At 58.2% G+C, this 15212-nt stretch carries 12 protein-coding genes and 1 pseudogene; all 13 read left to right on the top strand.

Annotation, left to right across the window (positions count from 1 at the left end; translation table 11 throughout):
* Positions 1 to 363 precede the first annotated feature (363 nt).
* The 13 genes and pseudogenes from NZK35_RS28115 to NZK35_RS28060 all read left to right on the top strand — a co-directional run bounded on the left by NZK35_RS28115 (position 364) and on the right by NZK35_RS28060 (position 15212).
* Positions 364 to 3618, top strand: a complete 3255-nt coding sequence (locus NZK35_RS28115; protein ID WP_259635852.1) for a DUF1553 domain-containing protein — start codon at positions 364 to 366, stop codon at positions 3616 to 3618.
* Between the two features lie 248 nt (positions 3619 to 3866).
* Positions 3867 to 5297, top strand: a complete 1431-nt coding sequence (locus NZK35_RS28110; protein WP_259635851.1) for a DUF1501 domain-containing protein — start codon at positions 3867 to 3869, stop codon at positions 5295 to 5297.
* Between the two features lie 51 nt (positions 5298 to 5348).
* The gene (locus NZK35_RS35015) at positions 5349 to 5576 is read left to right on the top strand and encodes a DUF4437 domain-containing protein (protein ID WP_407699845.1); all 228 of its coding nucleotides are present in this window, start codon (positions 5349 to 5351) and stop codon (positions 5574 to 5576) included.
* A gap of 363 nt (positions 5577 to 5939) precedes the next feature.
* Complete coding sequence (locus NZK35_RS28105; protein WP_259635850.1) at positions 5940 to 6419, top strand: hypothetical protein; 480 nt, start codon at positions 5940 to 5942, stop codon at positions 6417 to 6419.
* Positions 6409 to 6870: a MarR family winged helix-turn-helix transcriptional regulator gene (locus NZK35_RS28100; RefSeq protein ID WP_259635849.1), complete on the top strand. Its 462-nt coding sequence runs from the start codon at positions 6409 to 6411 to the stop codon at positions 6868 to 6870. Before NZK35_RS28105 ends, NZK35_RS28100 begins: the two co-directional genes overlap by 11 nt.
* Before the next feature lie 64 nt (positions 6871 to 6934).
* Positions 6935 to 7225, top strand: a pseudogene (locus NZK35_RS28095) (alkyl/aryl-sulfatase); the annotation flags it as partial.
* Positions 7226 to 7607: 382 nt separating this feature from the next.
* Entirely contained in the window at positions 7608 to 8912 is a 1305-nt protein-coding gene (locus tag NZK35_RS28090; protein ID WP_259635848.1) for an efflux RND transporter permease subunit, read from the top strand.
* 74 nt (positions 8913 to 8986) lie between these two features.
* Positions 8987 to 9124, top strand: a complete 138-nt coding sequence (locus NZK35_RS28085) for a hypothetical protein (protein ID WP_259635847.1) — start codon at positions 8987 to 8989, stop codon at positions 9122 to 9124.
* 6 nt (positions 9125 to 9130) lie between these two features.
* Complete coding sequence (locus NZK35_RS28080; protein ID WP_259635846.1) at positions 9131 to 9310, top strand: hypothetical protein; 180 nt, start codon at positions 9131 to 9133, stop codon at positions 9308 to 9310.
* Positions 9311 to 9968: 658 nt separating this feature from the next.
* Positions 9969 to 11345, top strand: coding sequence for a sulfatase family protein (locus NZK35_RS28075; protein ID WP_259635845.1), 1377 nt, complete (start codon positions 9969 to 9971; stop codon positions 11343 to 11345).
* A 357-nt stretch (positions 11346 to 11702) separates the two neighbouring features.
* Positions 11703 to 12371: an RNA polymerase sigma factor gene (locus tag NZK35_RS28070; protein WP_259635844.1), complete on the top strand. Its 669-nt coding sequence runs from the start codon at positions 11703 to 11705 to the stop codon at positions 12369 to 12371.
* 103 nt (positions 12372 to 12474) lie between these two features.
* Complete coding sequence (locus tag NZK35_RS28065) at positions 12475 to 14334, top strand: serine/threonine-protein kinase (RefSeq protein WP_259635843.1); 1860 nt, start codon at positions 12475 to 12477, stop codon at positions 14332 to 14334.
* A complete protein-coding gene (locus NZK35_RS28060) occupies positions 14331 to 15212 on the top strand; it encodes an FHA domain-containing protein (RefSeq protein ID WP_259635842.1) in 882 nt (293 codons plus the stop codon). The genes NZK35_RS28065 and NZK35_RS28060 overlap by 4 nt, the downstream gene beginning before the upstream one ends.

Genomic DNA, 15212 nt, shown 5'->3' with positions numbered 1-15212 from the left:
GGCTGGCAAGGGCCGCAACGCCGACACCGGTCGAACCCGTTTCGAAAAAGTGCCGACGATTAAACGTAAACGATGTTTGATTCATGGGGATGCGAATGACGGAAAGTGGTAAGGGATGGTGGGATCGCTAGCGAGGTTGCGACGCCGGAGTGACGAAACTCTTGGCGGCTTGTCGATTTAATCAGCCGTTTGGCGCGAGCCTACGGGCCCTGGTGTGTTTTCTTCGTGCTACAGGCCCGTAAGCTCGCGCCAAACGGCTGATCCCATGCGTGATCGGATTAAATCGACAAGCCGTTGGCGAGTTCCGCTACCTCATTCGATTCACGAGCGATTCCCCCACGAATACTCTCTCAATCCGTCATCATGAGACACGCTTTGCCCAGGCTTTTGCTCCTTCTCACGGTATCGCTTGCCGCTGGCAGACTTCCCGCGGACGACATCGATTTCAATCGGGACATTCGGCCGATCCTGTCCGACAAGTGCTATTTCTGCCATGGGCCGGATGAGGAAAACCGCGAAGCGGGGCTTCGTTTCGATATTCGCGAGGAAGCGATCGATATCATCGAGGCGGGTGAGTTGGTGGATCGGATTCGTAGCGATGACCCTGACATGATCATGCCGCCTCCCCGGGCAAAGCTGCCGCTCACCGAGCAGGAAATGCAATTGCTTGCGCAGTGGGTCGAGGAGGGGGCTCCCTACGCGGGGCACTGGGCGTTTGAGAAACTGCCATTGGCAATCGACGTCCCGGATACGGGTGATTCGGACTGGCCGCGAGAGACGCTTGACCGATTCGTACTGACGAAGATGAAAGAAAAGGGGCTGTCGCCAAGCAGTGCTGCGGAGCCCCGTCGCTGGCTACGCCGGGTCACGATCGACCTGACCGGGCTGCCCCCCACGCTCGACCAGATCCGCTCCTTTGAGCAGTCGCTGCAGAACGACAAGCAGCAAGCCTATGAGAACGCCGTCGATGCCCTGTTGGCGTCAGCCGCGTTTGGCGAGCAGATGGCGGTCGCTTGGCTCGATGCGGCCCGATATGCCGATTCCTACGGTTATCAATCTGACAAGCTCAACACGCAGTGGCCTTACCGTGATTGGGTTGTGGACGCCTTTAACAAGAACCTGCCGTACGACACGTTTTTGACGTGGCAGCTTGCCGGTGATCTGTTGGAAAACCCAACGCGCGAGCAACGTGTCGCGACCGCATTCAATCGCATTCACCGGCTCAACAATGAGGGTGGAGCCGTGTTCGAGGAGTGGCGTTTAGAAAACGTCGCCGATCGGGTCCATACCTTTGGCACGGCTGTGCTCGGGTTAACGATGGAGTGCTGCCGATGTCACGATCACAAGTACGACCCGATTCCGATGCGAGACTACTACTCACTGTCGGCCTATTTCAATTCGATCGACGAAAGTGGCGTGTACGACCGGACGGAAAAAGTACCGTGTCCATCGTTGCTGTTGCCGACGGCTGAGCAGGAGATAGCGTTGCAAAACGCCATGGACAAGTTGGCCGAAGCCGAGCACCACTACGAGACCGAGCTTGCCGAAGCTCAAACGCGTTATCAAGGGTGGACGCCGGATCCGGAAACGCAACTCGCGATCCCCGATCTGCGACTCGCATTGGCTTTCGATCAGGATTTCGACGATTCGATCAAGGAGGTCTATCACCCGTCCAAATTGGATCGCAGTTGGACGCAGATGCCCAAGCTGGTGCCGGTCGAAGGTTCATCGATTGAGCGATTGGATCAATCCCTTGCCGCGGATTCCCTTGCCGCGGATTCCCTTGCCGCGGATTCCCTTGCCGCGGATTCCCTTGCCGCGGATTCCCTTGCCGCGGATTCACAGGGCCGTGATGCACCGCCGAGGCGACGGGCGCTTCAGCTTGATGGGGAACGTGGAGTCACCACGCATGGAATCGATCCGTTTGACCGTTGGCTACCGATGTCGGTGGTGGTGACCTTGCGAGAAACGAGGCGGTCACCCTTGCGCAGCCTGATCGCGCATCACACGCGAGGCACCGACTGCGGATACAACGGCTGGGACTTGACGATCGAGGACGGGCACCTTGAATCTCGGATGGCTCGTGTTTGGCCGGGCAACGCGATCAGCGTCCGAACGACCGAGCCCATTCCTGTTGACCAGTGGCATCAGGTCAGCGCAACTTACGATGGTTCGTCACGTGCGTCAGGACTAAAACTCTATCTGAACGGCGAGGAACTGGAAACGGAGATCATTCGTGACCGGCTGAAGAAGCGTTGCAATGTCAAGGTCGATCACGGCGGCGAGTTTGTGATCGGCCAGCGGTTTCGCGACCGAGGTTTGGCGGGTGGCCTGATCGACGATGTCCGTGTGTACGATCGCGAGTTGACGGCCGTCGAATTGAAGACGTTGTCTCTCGGGCAACAGCGATTCGACGCAGGTAAGCCGAGTTTCGATTATTACGCTTCGGCGATCGATGAGGACGCTCGTGCCGCGATGGCCAAGCTGACGGAGGCACGGAAAGCGTTTGTCATGGCCGAAGAAGTGATGAACGAGATTCCGATCATGGAGGAAACGGACACGCCGAGGCCCGCTCACGTGTTGGCGAGGGGCGAGTACGATGCGCCGACGACTGACGAGACGCTCGTCAGCCGCAGAACGCTTTCCGGACTTCCGATTGCCATGCCCGAAGATGCTCCGAATAACCGTTTGGGTCTGGCACGCTGGGTGACCGACCCGCAGCATCCGCTGACCGCACGAGTTGCTGTGAATCGCTTCTGGGGAAACTTCTTTACTTCGCCGTTGGTTCGCACCCCCGAGAATTTCGGCTCTCAAGGCGACTTGCCGACCCACCCCGAATTGCTCGATTGGCTCGCCCGCGACTTCGTCGATAGCGGCTGGGATGTCAAGCGATTGTGCAAGGCAATCGCGCTTTCGGCGACCTATCGACAGGATTCCTCCGCAACGCCTGACGCCCTCGTGGTCGATCCGACCAACCAGTGGCTTTCGCGCGGTCCGGCCCATCGCTTGGGCGCCGAACAGATCCGCGATTTGGCACTCACGGCCTCCGGGCTCCTCAATCCGGAAAAGGGCGGGCCACCGGTCTCTCCCTACCAGCCGGGCGAGGATCTGTGGAAAGAGTCCAATGGCATGTCGCCTGCTTATCAGCAATCGGTCGGCAAGGCTTTGTATCGACGGTCGCTGTACTCGGTTTGGAAACGCACCGCTCCGCTGCCCAACATGATGGCCTTCGACACGACGACGCGAGAAGTCTGCACCGTCGAGCGTTCGCGAACGAATACGCCGCTGCAAGCACTGGTGTTGCTCAACGACGTGCAGTTTATCGAAGCGTCGCGGGTCCTCGCGGCGGAGCTTGCCGCGCAGCCCAGGGACGAACAACTCGATACCGCCTTCCTTCGCTTGACCGGTCGCACACCCGATTCGTCGGAGCAAAAAATACTCGCTGAATTGCTCGCCGATGAAGAAGCCTACTACGCCACGCATCCGGAGGCAGCAGAGAAATTGCTAACGCTCGGCGATGCGGAGACGAACCCAGATCTTGACGCCGCCAAACTTGCCGCGCTCACCAACGTCTGCCAAGCCATCCTGAATCTCGATGCCACGATCTGGAAACGTTAGCCATGCAAATGCAATGTCCACCGTAGCGGAACTCGTCAACGGCCTGTTGATTTATCCGATCACACATGGGATCAGCCGTTTCGCGCGAGCGTACGGGCCTGTAGCACGAAGCAAACACACCAGGGCCCGTAGGCTCGCGCCAAACGGCTGATTCAATCAACAGGCCGTCAAGAGTTTCTGTCACTCCGGCGTCGCAACCTCGCTAGCGATCCCACCATCCCTTACCACTTTCCGTCATTCGCATCCCCATGAATCAAACATCGTTTACGTTTAATCGTCGGCACTTTTTCGAAACGGGTTCGACCGGTGTCGGCGTTGCGGCCCTTGCCAGCCTGCTGGGCAGCGATGGCGAAGCGGTTGCGGCGAGCGGAGGATTGCCCCCAGGCACGCACTTCGCGCCCAAGGCCAAACGGATCATTTACTTGTTTCAATCCGGAGGCCCGGCTCAGCAGGATCTCTTCGACTACAAGCCATTGCTGAACGAAATGAATGGCAAGGAAATCCCTCCGGAGGTGCGTGGCGAGCAGCGTTTGACGGGGATGTCCGTCAACCAATCGTCTCTTCCGCTGGCTGGTTCCGCATTCAAATTCGCACAATACGGCGAATCGGGTGCTTGGCTGAGTGAGCTTCTTCCGCACCATCGTGACATTGTGGACGATGTCTGTTTCATCAAGTCGATGCACACCGAAGCGATCAACCACGACCCTGCGATCACGATGTTCCAAACCGGATCGCAAATTGCGGGACGGCCGTCGTTGGGTGCTTGGCTGTCGTATGGGCTCGGTAGCGAAAACGAAGACCTGCCGGCGTTCATCGTGCTGGTTTCGGCCGGTCAGGGCGGGCAACCGCTCTACGCAAGACTGTGGGGGAACGGGTTCTTGGATTCCAAGTACCAAGGCGTTCAGTTTCGTGGCGGCAGCGACCCCGTTCTGTATCTCTCCAACCCGGAAGGCATTCCCGCACCGCGTCGACGCGCTCATTTGGACGCCATCAATCAGCTCAATCAGCATCAGTTCGCCAAAGAACTCGATCCGGAGATTGAATCGCGAATCGCCCAGTACGAAATGGCCTACCGGATGCAAACCTCGGTGCCCGATGCGGCGGATTTTTCCGACGAACCGGAGGCTACCTTTGAATTGTACGGGGAAGACGCGAAAACGCCGGGCACGTTTGCGGCCAACTGTTTGCTGGCTCGACGGTTGGCTCAGCGGGATGTGCGATTCATTCAGCTCTACCATCAAGGCTGGGACCAGCACTCGAACCTGCCCAAGCAAATCAAAGGGCAAGCCCAAGAAACCGACCAGGCGTCAGCGGCTTTGGTGAAGGATCTCAAGCGACTGGGCTTGCTCGATGAGACGCTCGTCATCTGGGGCGGCGAATTTGGCCGCACGTCCTACACGCAAGGCGTCTTGACCAGTGACAACTACGGCCGCGACCATCACCCGCGTTGCTTTACGACTTGGATGGCCGGCGGCGGAATCAAGCCGGGTGTATCGTACGGGGAAACCGATGAGTTCGGATACAACATCGTCCGCGATGGCGTTCACGTTCACGACTTTAACGCGACGATCCTGCACCTGATGGGGATCGACCACGAACGTTTGAATTTCAAGTACCAAGGCCGACGATTCCGCCTGACCGATGTTCACGGCCACGTGTTGCAAGACATCCTCGCCTAAGCAATCAGCGAAAAGAGTGAGTGACGTAAGCTTCTAGCTTGCGGTGCCGAAATCGCAAGCTGGAAGCTTACGCCACTTTTTAAGACCGATAGCCCTTCACTACGAGTCGTGGTCATCAAGGGCCAGACCAGACTGCATCTGGACGAAGGCGGTGAAGCCAAACCATTGCCGAGTGGCAGCTGCTTCGGTTCCCACGGTCCCGCCTCGCACCGCCTTTCTTGCGATGACGAGTGCATCCTTTACGTGCGAACTCAAGGCAAGTTCACCCTCTCGCCGTAGCGGACGCCGTCTAGCTCGACGCCGCGCTCTCCGCGGAACGTCAAGTGATCCAGGTGACAGGCCGCTTACGCGTCGCGGCTCACGGCGGGTGACATTGTGAGCCGCTGGCCGTTAGGCCTCGGGCGGGTTGGTTTGGCGATTGCCGGCGGTTTGATTGTAACCGCACTAGGCCCGGCCGCTGACGCGTCGCGGCTCACAGCGGGTGGCAATGCGGGCCGCTCGCCGGCTCGGCTGATTCCCGAAATTCACGACAAGCATTGACAGCCGCGCGGATAGCTGTATGATGCAGGTATGGAAGGCCTGCTCTCATCTCGCGGCCCAAATGAACAAACCCTTCATTTCAATTCACACGGTCCAAGTGAAATGGCTTCAAGAGAACAACGCAGCGTTCGGTTGCCACGTCTGGCGTTGGTGGTGCGACTGCTCTTTGCACTGTTTCTGTTTGGGACAGGGATCATGACGATGAGATTTGCCGTCAACGGCTATCCGGTCGGTGAATCGCCGGATGAGGTTGGGCAATTCATGATTGCGCTGCAAAAGACGGGTTATCTGATCTTCTGGGTCGGCCTTTTCAAGACGATCGCCGGCGGACTGATGTTTATCCCGCGGACGGCGCCCCTCGCCATCCTGATGTCGCTGCCCTACGCCTTCAATATCCTGCTGTACGTGACCTTTTTCGCTCATCAATACCTCGTCGTCGGGATCCCCGATTTCGCGGCCTGCGGTCTGCTGATTTACTGCTACTTTGATTGGTATCGCCCGATCTTTGCCGGACCCTCAAGTTCGGCCCAGCATTCGACCGCTGGGGGTGAGGATTTGCATGGAGGTGAACATGCACTTTGATTCCGAATCTTCGCCCGGGTTTGCGATCGGCCGTGTCGCCCACTTGATTCGCTCCGGAATGGCAGCGGTGCTGAAGAGTGCCGGTTGGCCGTTCTCGCCCGAGGAAACGCAAACGCTGATTACTTTGTCAGACGCCGGCCAGCCGCTGAGTATGAACGAGTTGGCATCTCGGATGATTCGTGATCCGACGACGGTGAAACGGCAGTTGGATCGACTCGTTGAACAGAAGTTTGTCGAGCGGAGCGTCTCGAGCGACGACGCACGCGTTGTGATGGTCGGCTTGACTCGCCGCGGCAAACAGAAACTTCAAACGGTCCTCCCCTTATTGGACGACCTTCGGAAAACTGCGCTCAAGGGCATTGCAAAGTCGGAATTGAATGCGACGCAAAACGTTTTGCGGAAGATGCAGAGAAACTTATCGAACCAACTTTCTGAGCGGAAGGATCTTTAACAAGATCCACTGCCCGAAGACTGAGCTGCGTTGGAACACTTGATATCGACAGGAGAATAGCGAGATGCACACAGGTTTAAAAACAGGCGTTCTGTTGCTGAGCACCGTACTGGTTACCGCCCGTGCCAGCGGACAGACACAGGTCGCACCCGAGACGGCACTGCGGATGCTCAATGCTCAGCAGCAGCAATTCGAGAAAGGCATTGTCAAAGTCTCCGACAATGTTTTCACCGCTGTCGGGTTTCACGGAGCGAACACGTCGATGATCGTCGGAGACGACGGATTGATCATCGTTGACACATTGATGGGGCCGGCCAGCGCCGCGAACGCGTTGAAGGCATTCCGGGCGTATTCGGGGCAGTTGAGCGATCTGTGGTTTTAAATCCTTTGATGGAGATTCGCGTTGGCTAACAACACCCGTGACAGATTGTTTCAACTCGTGAAGCGAGCTGGATGACGGTTGCTATTCGTTCCTCCGCTACTGGCGGGCGTGGCGATCGCCGTCTGGATCGTGGGAAACCGCCCGCAGCCGGAGCGGGAGGTCGCCGACGAAGCATCGCGGATGCTGCGGGTCATCGAAGTTCCTGTGGTGGGTGTCGACGATCCCTATGAGCAAGTGGTTCCCGGGGTCAGGCCGCCGTTGCTGCAGGGCACGTACTGCCGGGTGACCTTCACAGGACGACATCGAATCGGAGGTCGAAGCGATCACCGAGTTTCCCGTCGATGTCGAAGATCCCGTGATCACGCAGATCGGACGGACCGAAGCCGTCATGGTTTTGCTCGATTCCGGCCCGTTATCGACCGGGGATTTGAAGATTTACTGCGAGGACTTGAAAGATCGTTTGCAACAAGTGCCTCAAGTGTCGCTGCGCGATCTCGGCCGGGTCGTCGATGTGTTCGAGGACGAAGAGGTCAAGAGCTTACTCGGAAGCGAGCGGGCCGGTGTGCTGCGGATCGAAAAGACGAAAACTCAAGACGCCATCCGAGTGACCACTGCGGTGCGTGAGTTTCTTGAGCTCGAGCGCCAGCGTCAGCCGCTCTTGGACCTGGTCGTGGTCAACGACATGTCGACGTTGATCCGCGATCGACTCCAACTCGTCCTCAAGAATGCCGTGCAAGGGATTGTCCTGGTGTTCTGCACGCTTTGGATGTTCTTCAATCTGCGGATGTCGTTCTGGGTGGTGATGAGTCTGCCGGTGTCTTTTCTGGGCGCGTTGTTTCTGATGCCGATGCTGGGCTTGACCATCAACATGATCACGCTGGTGGCGATGCTGCTGGCAACAGGCATCCTGATGGACGACGGGATCGTCATCTCGGAGAACATCGCTCGGCATCTGAGTCTCGGCAAGCCGGCCATGCGGGCGGCGATTGACGGCGTCAAAGAAGTTTCCGGCGGTGTGCTTTCCTCGTTCCTGACCACGATCTGTGTGCTCGGACCGTTGGCCTCATTGTCCGGGGTCATCGGCAAGGTACTGGAAGTCATCCCGATGGTGTTGATTCTGGTCCTGGCCGTCATTCTGATCGAAGCGTTCATTATCCTGCCCGCGCACCTTGGTCACTCGCTCGGACACACGGGGCTGGATCGGCCCGGCCGTCTCCGTCGCGGAATCGATCAGGTGCTCAGGTGGCTCCGTGAATCGGTGACCGGCAACGCGCTTTCGATTCCCAGCGTCCTCGGATTTGTCTCGTTGGCCGGAGTGGTCGTGAACGATTCGATCCTGTTGGTGCTGTTTTTAAAACAGGAACGTACCACCGGAGCTGACGTGGAAGACTCCGCACGTCGCGCCAGTCGGCTCCGCTTTCGCGCCATCCTGCTCACCTCGGCCACCACCATCGCCGGCTGCACGCCGTTGCTGTTCGAAACCAGTCGCCAGGCACAGGTGCTCATTCCGCTGGCCGTCAGCGTTTGCTTCGGCCTGCTCAGTTCGACGGTGCTCGTGCTGATCGCAATCCCCGCCGCCTATGTCGTCCTCGCCGATTTCGGATTGGTCACCCAGGCGACGCAGAAACCAGAGGACCAGCAAGAAATGGCACGACACTGACCCGCATTTCGCGCGAAGCATTCGGGTCGGGACTGGAGATGTTGGGTCGGCGTTGTGCTAAACTGGCAGGTGCAATGAACCCCTACACACCACCGACCGAAACCGATCACCGAGAGCCGCCTTCGTCCGATCAGTCTCTGATCGCATGGGCGGGCATGGCGCTCACGATCGCAATCTTTTCCGCCTACTTCGTGGCATTAATCGCAGGGTGATGCGTCATGAATTCTTCCGCCTCAAAAACCCAACCCGGCAAGAAGAAACGAAAACGGCAGGACAAACAGAAACGGCAGCGGAAACCGGGGATCCCTAGCTTTATGAAACCCGTGATGTGGATCATCGGGCTCGTCATCGGATTTGCAGTGATCCAAACCTTGATCGTCCTGGTCAAGAGCCACTGAAAATCGATCCGGGGGACAGGATCCGGGGGACATGGCTGAGATGGCAGAAAAATGGTGGGCAAAACAAATTAGGGGCGATCGAAGACAAGAAAATGGATGACAGAAAAATAGCGGAACAGTGACCTGTAACGTCGGGATTGGATCGGTGAGATTTTGTTGCCTCCATTTTTCTGCCCCCGATTTTTCTGCCATCGAACCCACGACCGCAGCCGAGGATTTTCAGGGCATGCGGCGCTTACGGGCTGTCAATTTAAACCCGCACCGATGACAACATCTCTCAGTGCCACGACGGGTGATCTCATTCAGACGACCGACAAACCGAGGTAGAATGCAAGACTTCGGCAAGCGTGCCGTCCGTTGAAGCCCAACACCGCTAAGCTAAGCGTGGTTTTGCCCAGGTCGGGGCCCGTAGGCTCGCGCCAAACGGCTGATAATCGATTGATATCAGCCGGTTCGCGCAAGCGCGAGCGGCACCTCCGTTTGTCTTAACTTAGTGGTATTGGATTGAAGCCCGCAAGCGGATTCCCCAACAATAGGATCAACCAGGATGCGAATAGAGATTCCCCTTCGTCAGTCGCGTGCAAACGGTGCACGTCCGCGGTTCGATTGGTTTGCAAGGTTCGTTGTGCTGCTGGTTGTCCTTGCCTGCTCGATCGGAATGGGCAGATCATGCGACGCCGCGGATGCACCCCCGAACATCGTCCTGGTCTTCATCGACGACATGGGTTGGGGCGATTTTTCGAGCTTTGGCAACGATGACGCGGCGACTCCGAACATCGACCGGCTCGCGGCCGAGGGGATTCGGTTTGAGCAGTTTTATGTGAACTCGCCGATCTGTTCTCCCTCGCGAGTGGCGATTTCGACCGGGCAGTATCCGCAGCGTTGGCGGATCACGTCGTTCCTCAACAACCGCAAGAACAACGAAGAGCGCGGCATGGCTCAGTGGCTGGATCCCCAAGCTCCGATGCTGGCTCGATCGTTAAATCAGGCGGGATACGCGACCGGCCACTTTGGCAAATGGCACATGGGCGGGCAGCGCGACGTCAACGATGCGCCGCCGATTACCGACTATGGTTTTGATGCGTCGCTGACCAATTTCGAAGGCATGGGACCAAAGCTGCTTCCGTTGACGCTCAAGCCGGGCGACAAGCAGCCGGGGCGAATCTGGGATCGTGCCGAAAGCCTGGGCGAAGGGTATCGATGGATGCTTCGGTCGGAGATCACGTCGGGCTTCGTCGATGCGGCGGTCTCGTTTATCGATCAGGCCGCGTCGGCAGAAAAACCGTTCTACATCAATTTGTGGCCCGACGATGTTCACTCGCCGTATTGGCCACCGGTCGAGACCTGGGGGGACGGTTCCATGCGGCGGCTGTATCTGTCGGTGCTTGAGTCCATGGACAAGCAATTCGGTGTGTTGTTCGATCGCATTCGAGAGGACGAGTCATTGCGAGACAACACGCTGATCCTGGTTTGTTCGGACAACGGGCCGCAACCGGGGGCCGGGGAAGCGGGGCCGTTTCGAGGTTACAAGACCCATCTGTACGAAGGCGGAGTGCGGTCGCCGTTGATCGCTTGGGGGCCAAAAATTCTCAAAAAGCAAAATGACGTGGACAGCACTTCGGTGTTCGCCGCGATCGATCTGGTGCCGACGCTGTTGGAATTGACCGGCACGCCGCGACCGGAGGGCGTCCATTTCGACGGCCAGGCACTCGTCGGCACGTTGCTCGGCGAAGGCGGTTCACGGACTGCGCCGATCTTCTTTCGGCGGCCGCCCGATCGCGACACGTTTTACGGCGAAGAGGACTTGCCGGATCTTGCGGTTCGGTCGGGCAAGTGGAAGCTGCTCTGTGAGTACGACGGTTCGGATCCACAACTGTACAACCTGGACACCGATCCGTCGGAGAAGAACAACGTCGCGTCAGAGCACGCGGAGGTGGTGGCAGCGTTGACCAAGCGGTTGGTCAAGTGGCATGAGTCGATGCCTGCCGACAACGGCGCCACGTATCGGACCCAACCGAACCGCCTCAAGAAGTGATCTCGAGACGCCGCGGCGACCCTGCCGGGGGCATAGCAAACGCTCACTCAGTACCGCTTCTGGTCAGCTTGATGGTTTTTAGCCGCAGTGCGTTGGCGATCACCGAGACGCTAGACCTCCAGTGTCCGGAATTGCTGACGGCCGGTTGATTTGATCAGCCGTTTGGCGGATTTGATTCTCTGCCGTCACCATCGCCAGATGCTGCGATCGCGGCAGAAAAGTCTTCCATGACGTGAACCGATACGTGATCTGCGGTGCGTGAGGTGGTTAGACTGTAACCATCGCCACATGCGGATTGCCGTGACCAATCACGCCCCGATCAACAGTGCGGCCCCGTCATGACTCGCAGAGATCGACATGTCCGACAACGGAGCATCAAGACACCGGCAGGGATCATCCGAGCCTCCGTCACAACGGTCAGTTGATTTCGCCGCATTTCAGAGTCGCTTGCAACGGGGCGAGACGGACGCGGTCCGGAAGCTCTTTGATGATTATTCGCGGCGACTGGTCTGTCTGGCGGGCAAAAACATTCATCCGGCATTGCTCAAGCGATTCGACGGCGAAGATATCGTCCAGTCGGTCTTCCGCACCTTCTTTCGCCGGCACGGAGCGGGCGGTTTTCAAATCGAGCACTCGCAACAGTTGTGGCAATTGTTGGCGACGTTGACGCTTTGCAAGACGCGTTCGCACGCCCGCAAACACACGGCCGATTGTCGCGACGCCCAGGCCGAGCACGCCATTTCTGAGGACCTGACGATACTCGCACGCGAGCCTTCGGCGGAAGACGCCCTGGCACTTTGGGAAGAGATCGATCTGGTAATTGAGGGGCTTCCGCCGAAAACGGGCGAGATCATCGCGCTGCGTCTGGAGGGGCGGACGAAAACCGAAATCGCCGGGCAATTGAGTGTCTCACGACAGACGATTCACCGAATCCTGAATCTCGTTCTGGAGCGTCTGGAGCATCGATTTGCGTTGTTTTCAGATGAAACCGCGACGAATTCTGAAAAAGATTCCGATTCGATGTGACAGTTTCCGGACCAATCGCGATGCAGACTGTTGGGCGAGCCTTTCTTTTGAACATCGCTCGCCGCGCGAATGCACCGAAATCTCCCCTTGCCGAGCACTCGAGATGTCCGACCAACGATTAGCAATGCTAGAAGTCAGCGAGCGAAATATGCTTGAGTCGCTGCTGATGGCGTTCGATCTGCAGTGGTCGCCGGGAGCCCTCGGCCCGTGCCGTGATCGGTTGATGGCCGAATCGACCGGCCCCTACCGAGAGATCGCGCTGGTCGAATTAATCAAGATCGATCTGCATCGGAGCTGGACGGCAGGACGAACGCCGTTGCTGGAGGACTATCTGCGTCACGTTCCAGCCCTTGGAACGCCCGAGAGCCTTTCGGCCGAATTGATTCTGGCGGAGTATGAGGCGCGAAGGTCAGCCGGCTTGAACGTGGATTTGGCAAGTTATGAGTCGCGATTTCCGCGCCAATTTGCCAGGCTCAAGCGTCTGGCGGATGAGCTGACGGAGTCCCGGAGAGCGAGCTCGTCCGACGACCAAGGCGAGGCACCGCCCGGCCAGGCGTCGATCGACACGAGCCGAATCGAGCAGGTCCGAGACACAGCGGTGGTGCCGAAAAATCGGCAAAACGTCGGCGACCTTCCTTCGGAATTCGGGCGTTATCGCATCGTCCGCGAACTGGGTGCCGGCGCGATGGGCAAAGTTTATCTGGCACATGACAGCCAACTGGATCGGCAAGTCGCATTGAAGACGCCTGGTTTCGCCGGCGTCGACGACACGTCGTTGGTCACGCGTTTTTATCGTGAGGCTCGCGCGGCGGCAAAACTGCATCATCGGAATCTGTGCCCGGTCTATGATGTCGGTGAAATCGATGGGCGTCATTTCATTTCGATGGCGTTTGTCAGGGGCCGGTCGATGCGGGAGCTGATCCAACCCGACAGGCTGCCGCCGCAACGGACCTCGGCAATTCTGATTCACCGTCTGGCGATCGCGTTGTCCGAGGCGCACCGGCACAACGTGATCCACCGCGACCTGAAACCTGCCAACATCATGATCGACACGAAAAAGGAACCGGTCGTGATGGATTTCGGCTTGGCAAGACAGACCGATGTGGAAAGCCGCGTGACGCAAAGTGGCATGGCGGTCGGCACGCCGGCGTACATGTCGCCCGAGCAGATCCAAGGGGAGCTTGACGAGGTGGGCGCGGCGGCCGACATCTATGCACTCGGGGTGATCCTGTATGAATTACTGACCGGGCAGCTTCCGTTTCGCGGCCCGATCGCCAAGGTCATCTACGGCGTGGTGCATGAAGACCCGATCCCGCCTTCTTCGATCCGTTCCGAGATCGATCCGCAACTCGAATCGATTTGCGCCAAGATGATGGCGAAGCGACTGAGCGTCCGTTATGCATCGATGGAAGCCGTCGCGTCGGACGTAAAGGACTATCTCAAAGGCAAGACCAAACCGAAAGCGCCGCGGGCCACGAACGCCAACCGGCCAGAATCGTCGTCGGGCGTGGAGGTTGCAAGTCAGACCACGGAAACGGGAGCGTTGAACGCGTTTTTTGCCACACAAGCTGCCCAGGACCCGACGAACACCTTCGTGGAATCCTTACCGACGCGAACACCCGAGTTGGTCGTCCAACCCCAGCCACATGTTTCATCCCGCCGTGGTCGCGGTGGTGGGCCTCTTAAGTGGATCGCCACTGGACTCGGCGGCGTCCTCGTTCTTGCCGCCGTGATCATCTACTTCGCCGATGGCAGCAGACTGAAGGTCGAAGACGGAACCACCGCGATCATCGAGACCGATCCCGATGGCACGCTCAAACGTGTCACGACCGCACCGGATGCCGCCGCGCCGACAGGGACCGCCGAGCAGCGAGACAATGGCACGGCAGTTTGGTCCGTATTCGCAATATCCGCGTCCGTGAACTCAAGCAATAACTCGGCAGCTAATCAACAATCCCTATGAACATCGCATCCGTCCGTGACTCCGACGAAGAACCGATCATCCAGACGGTCGCCGAGCCGCTTCAGCAGTACTTGCAGAAAGCCGCATCGACGGGAAAGTCGACTCCGAGCAGATCCGCCAAGACCGCGACTGGAAAGGACGCGATCGCGACGAAGGCGATTGTGTTTCGGCCGACCCATCGCCAACCGCTTGCGATGCTGCACATTCTGGACGATGGTTGTCGTGAGCAAGGTGAAATGATTCGGATTCGCGACTTGCGATGGACGATCGGGCGTGACAAGGGTGACACGGTCATTCCCTTTGACGGCGACATGTCCGGCCGGCACGCAGAGCTTCGCTGCCAAAGACAGAAAGGTCGGTTTCGTTGGTTCTTGATCGACCGAAAAAGTACCAACGGGACTTTCGTGCGTGCGTTTCGAGCGTCGCTATCACGCGATTCCGAATTGATCCTCGGTGGCAGACGTTATGTGTTTCAGTTGCCCGAACCGGGGGCCGAAGCGACCGAAACCGAAGCCTTGCAGACGCAAGCCTACCGGGCGCCAACACGTACGCTGCTGGAGCAGTTCGTCCCGCGTCTGATCGAAGTCGGCGTGTCGAACGAGAATCCGCGAGCGTTTGTTGTCGGCGAGAAAGAAACCTGGATCGGCTCCGATGAGCGTTGTGAGGTGACCATCGGAGACGATCCGTTCATCAGTCCCCAACACGCACGGATTTATCAAGACGAAACCGGACGTTGGATGATCGAAGATCGAAAGTCGGTCAACGGTGTTTGGATCCGCGTCAAGAAATTTGCGATGGACAAGTTGACGGAGTTCCAACTCGGACAGCAACGATTCCGCTTTCATCCTGGGGTGGATCAACAACGACCAGAAAGTTGA

Origin of the sequence: Stieleria sedimenti, assembly GCF_025060895.1 — a bacterium.
Lineage (GTDB): Bacteria > Planctomycetota > Planctomycetia > Pirellulales > Pirellulaceae > Stieleria > Stieleria sedimenti.
Note: the sequence above shows the minus strand (reverse complement) of the source record. Positions and strands in the feature narration are given on the sequence as shown.

Coding starts and splice junctions, on each gene's coding strand:
- NZK35_RS28105 (WP_259635850.1), top strand. CDS start 5,940: ATGGCTTCAAGAGAACAACGCAGCGTTCGGTTGCCACGTCTGGCGTTG.
- NZK35_RS28075 (WP_259635845.1), top strand. CDS start 9,969: ATGGGCAGATCATGCGACGCCGCGGATGCACCCCCGAACATCGTCCTG.
- NZK35_RS28110 (WP_259635851.1), top strand. CDS start 3,867: ATGAATCAAACATCGTTTACGTTTAATCGTCGGCACTTTTTCGAAACG.
- NZK35_RS28065 (WP_259635843.1), top strand. CDS start 12,475: ATGTCCGACCAACGATTAGCAATGCTAGAAGTCAGCGAGCGAAATATG.
- NZK35_RS28060 (WP_259635842.1), top strand. CDS start 14,331: ATGAACATCGCATCCGTCCGTGACTCCGACGAAGAACCGATCATCCAG.
- NZK35_RS28070 (WP_259635844.1), top strand. CDS start 11,703: ATGTCCGACAACGGAGCATCAAGACACCGGCAGGGATCATCCGAGCCT.
- NZK35_RS28100 (WP_259635849.1), top strand. CDS start 6,409: ATGCACTTTGATTCCGAATCTTCGCCCGGGTTTGCGATCGGCCGTGTC.
- NZK35_RS28080 (WP_259635846.1), top strand. CDS start 9,131: ATGAATTCTTCCGCCTCAAAAACCCAACCCGGCAAGAAGAAACGAAAA.
- NZK35_RS28085 (WP_259635847.1), top strand. CDS start 8,987: ATGAACCCCTACACACCACCGACCGAAACCGATCACCGAGAGCCGCCT.
- NZK35_RS28115 (WP_259635852.1), top strand. CDS start 364: ATGAGACACGCTTTGCCCAGGCTTTTGCTCCTTCTCACGGTATCGCTT.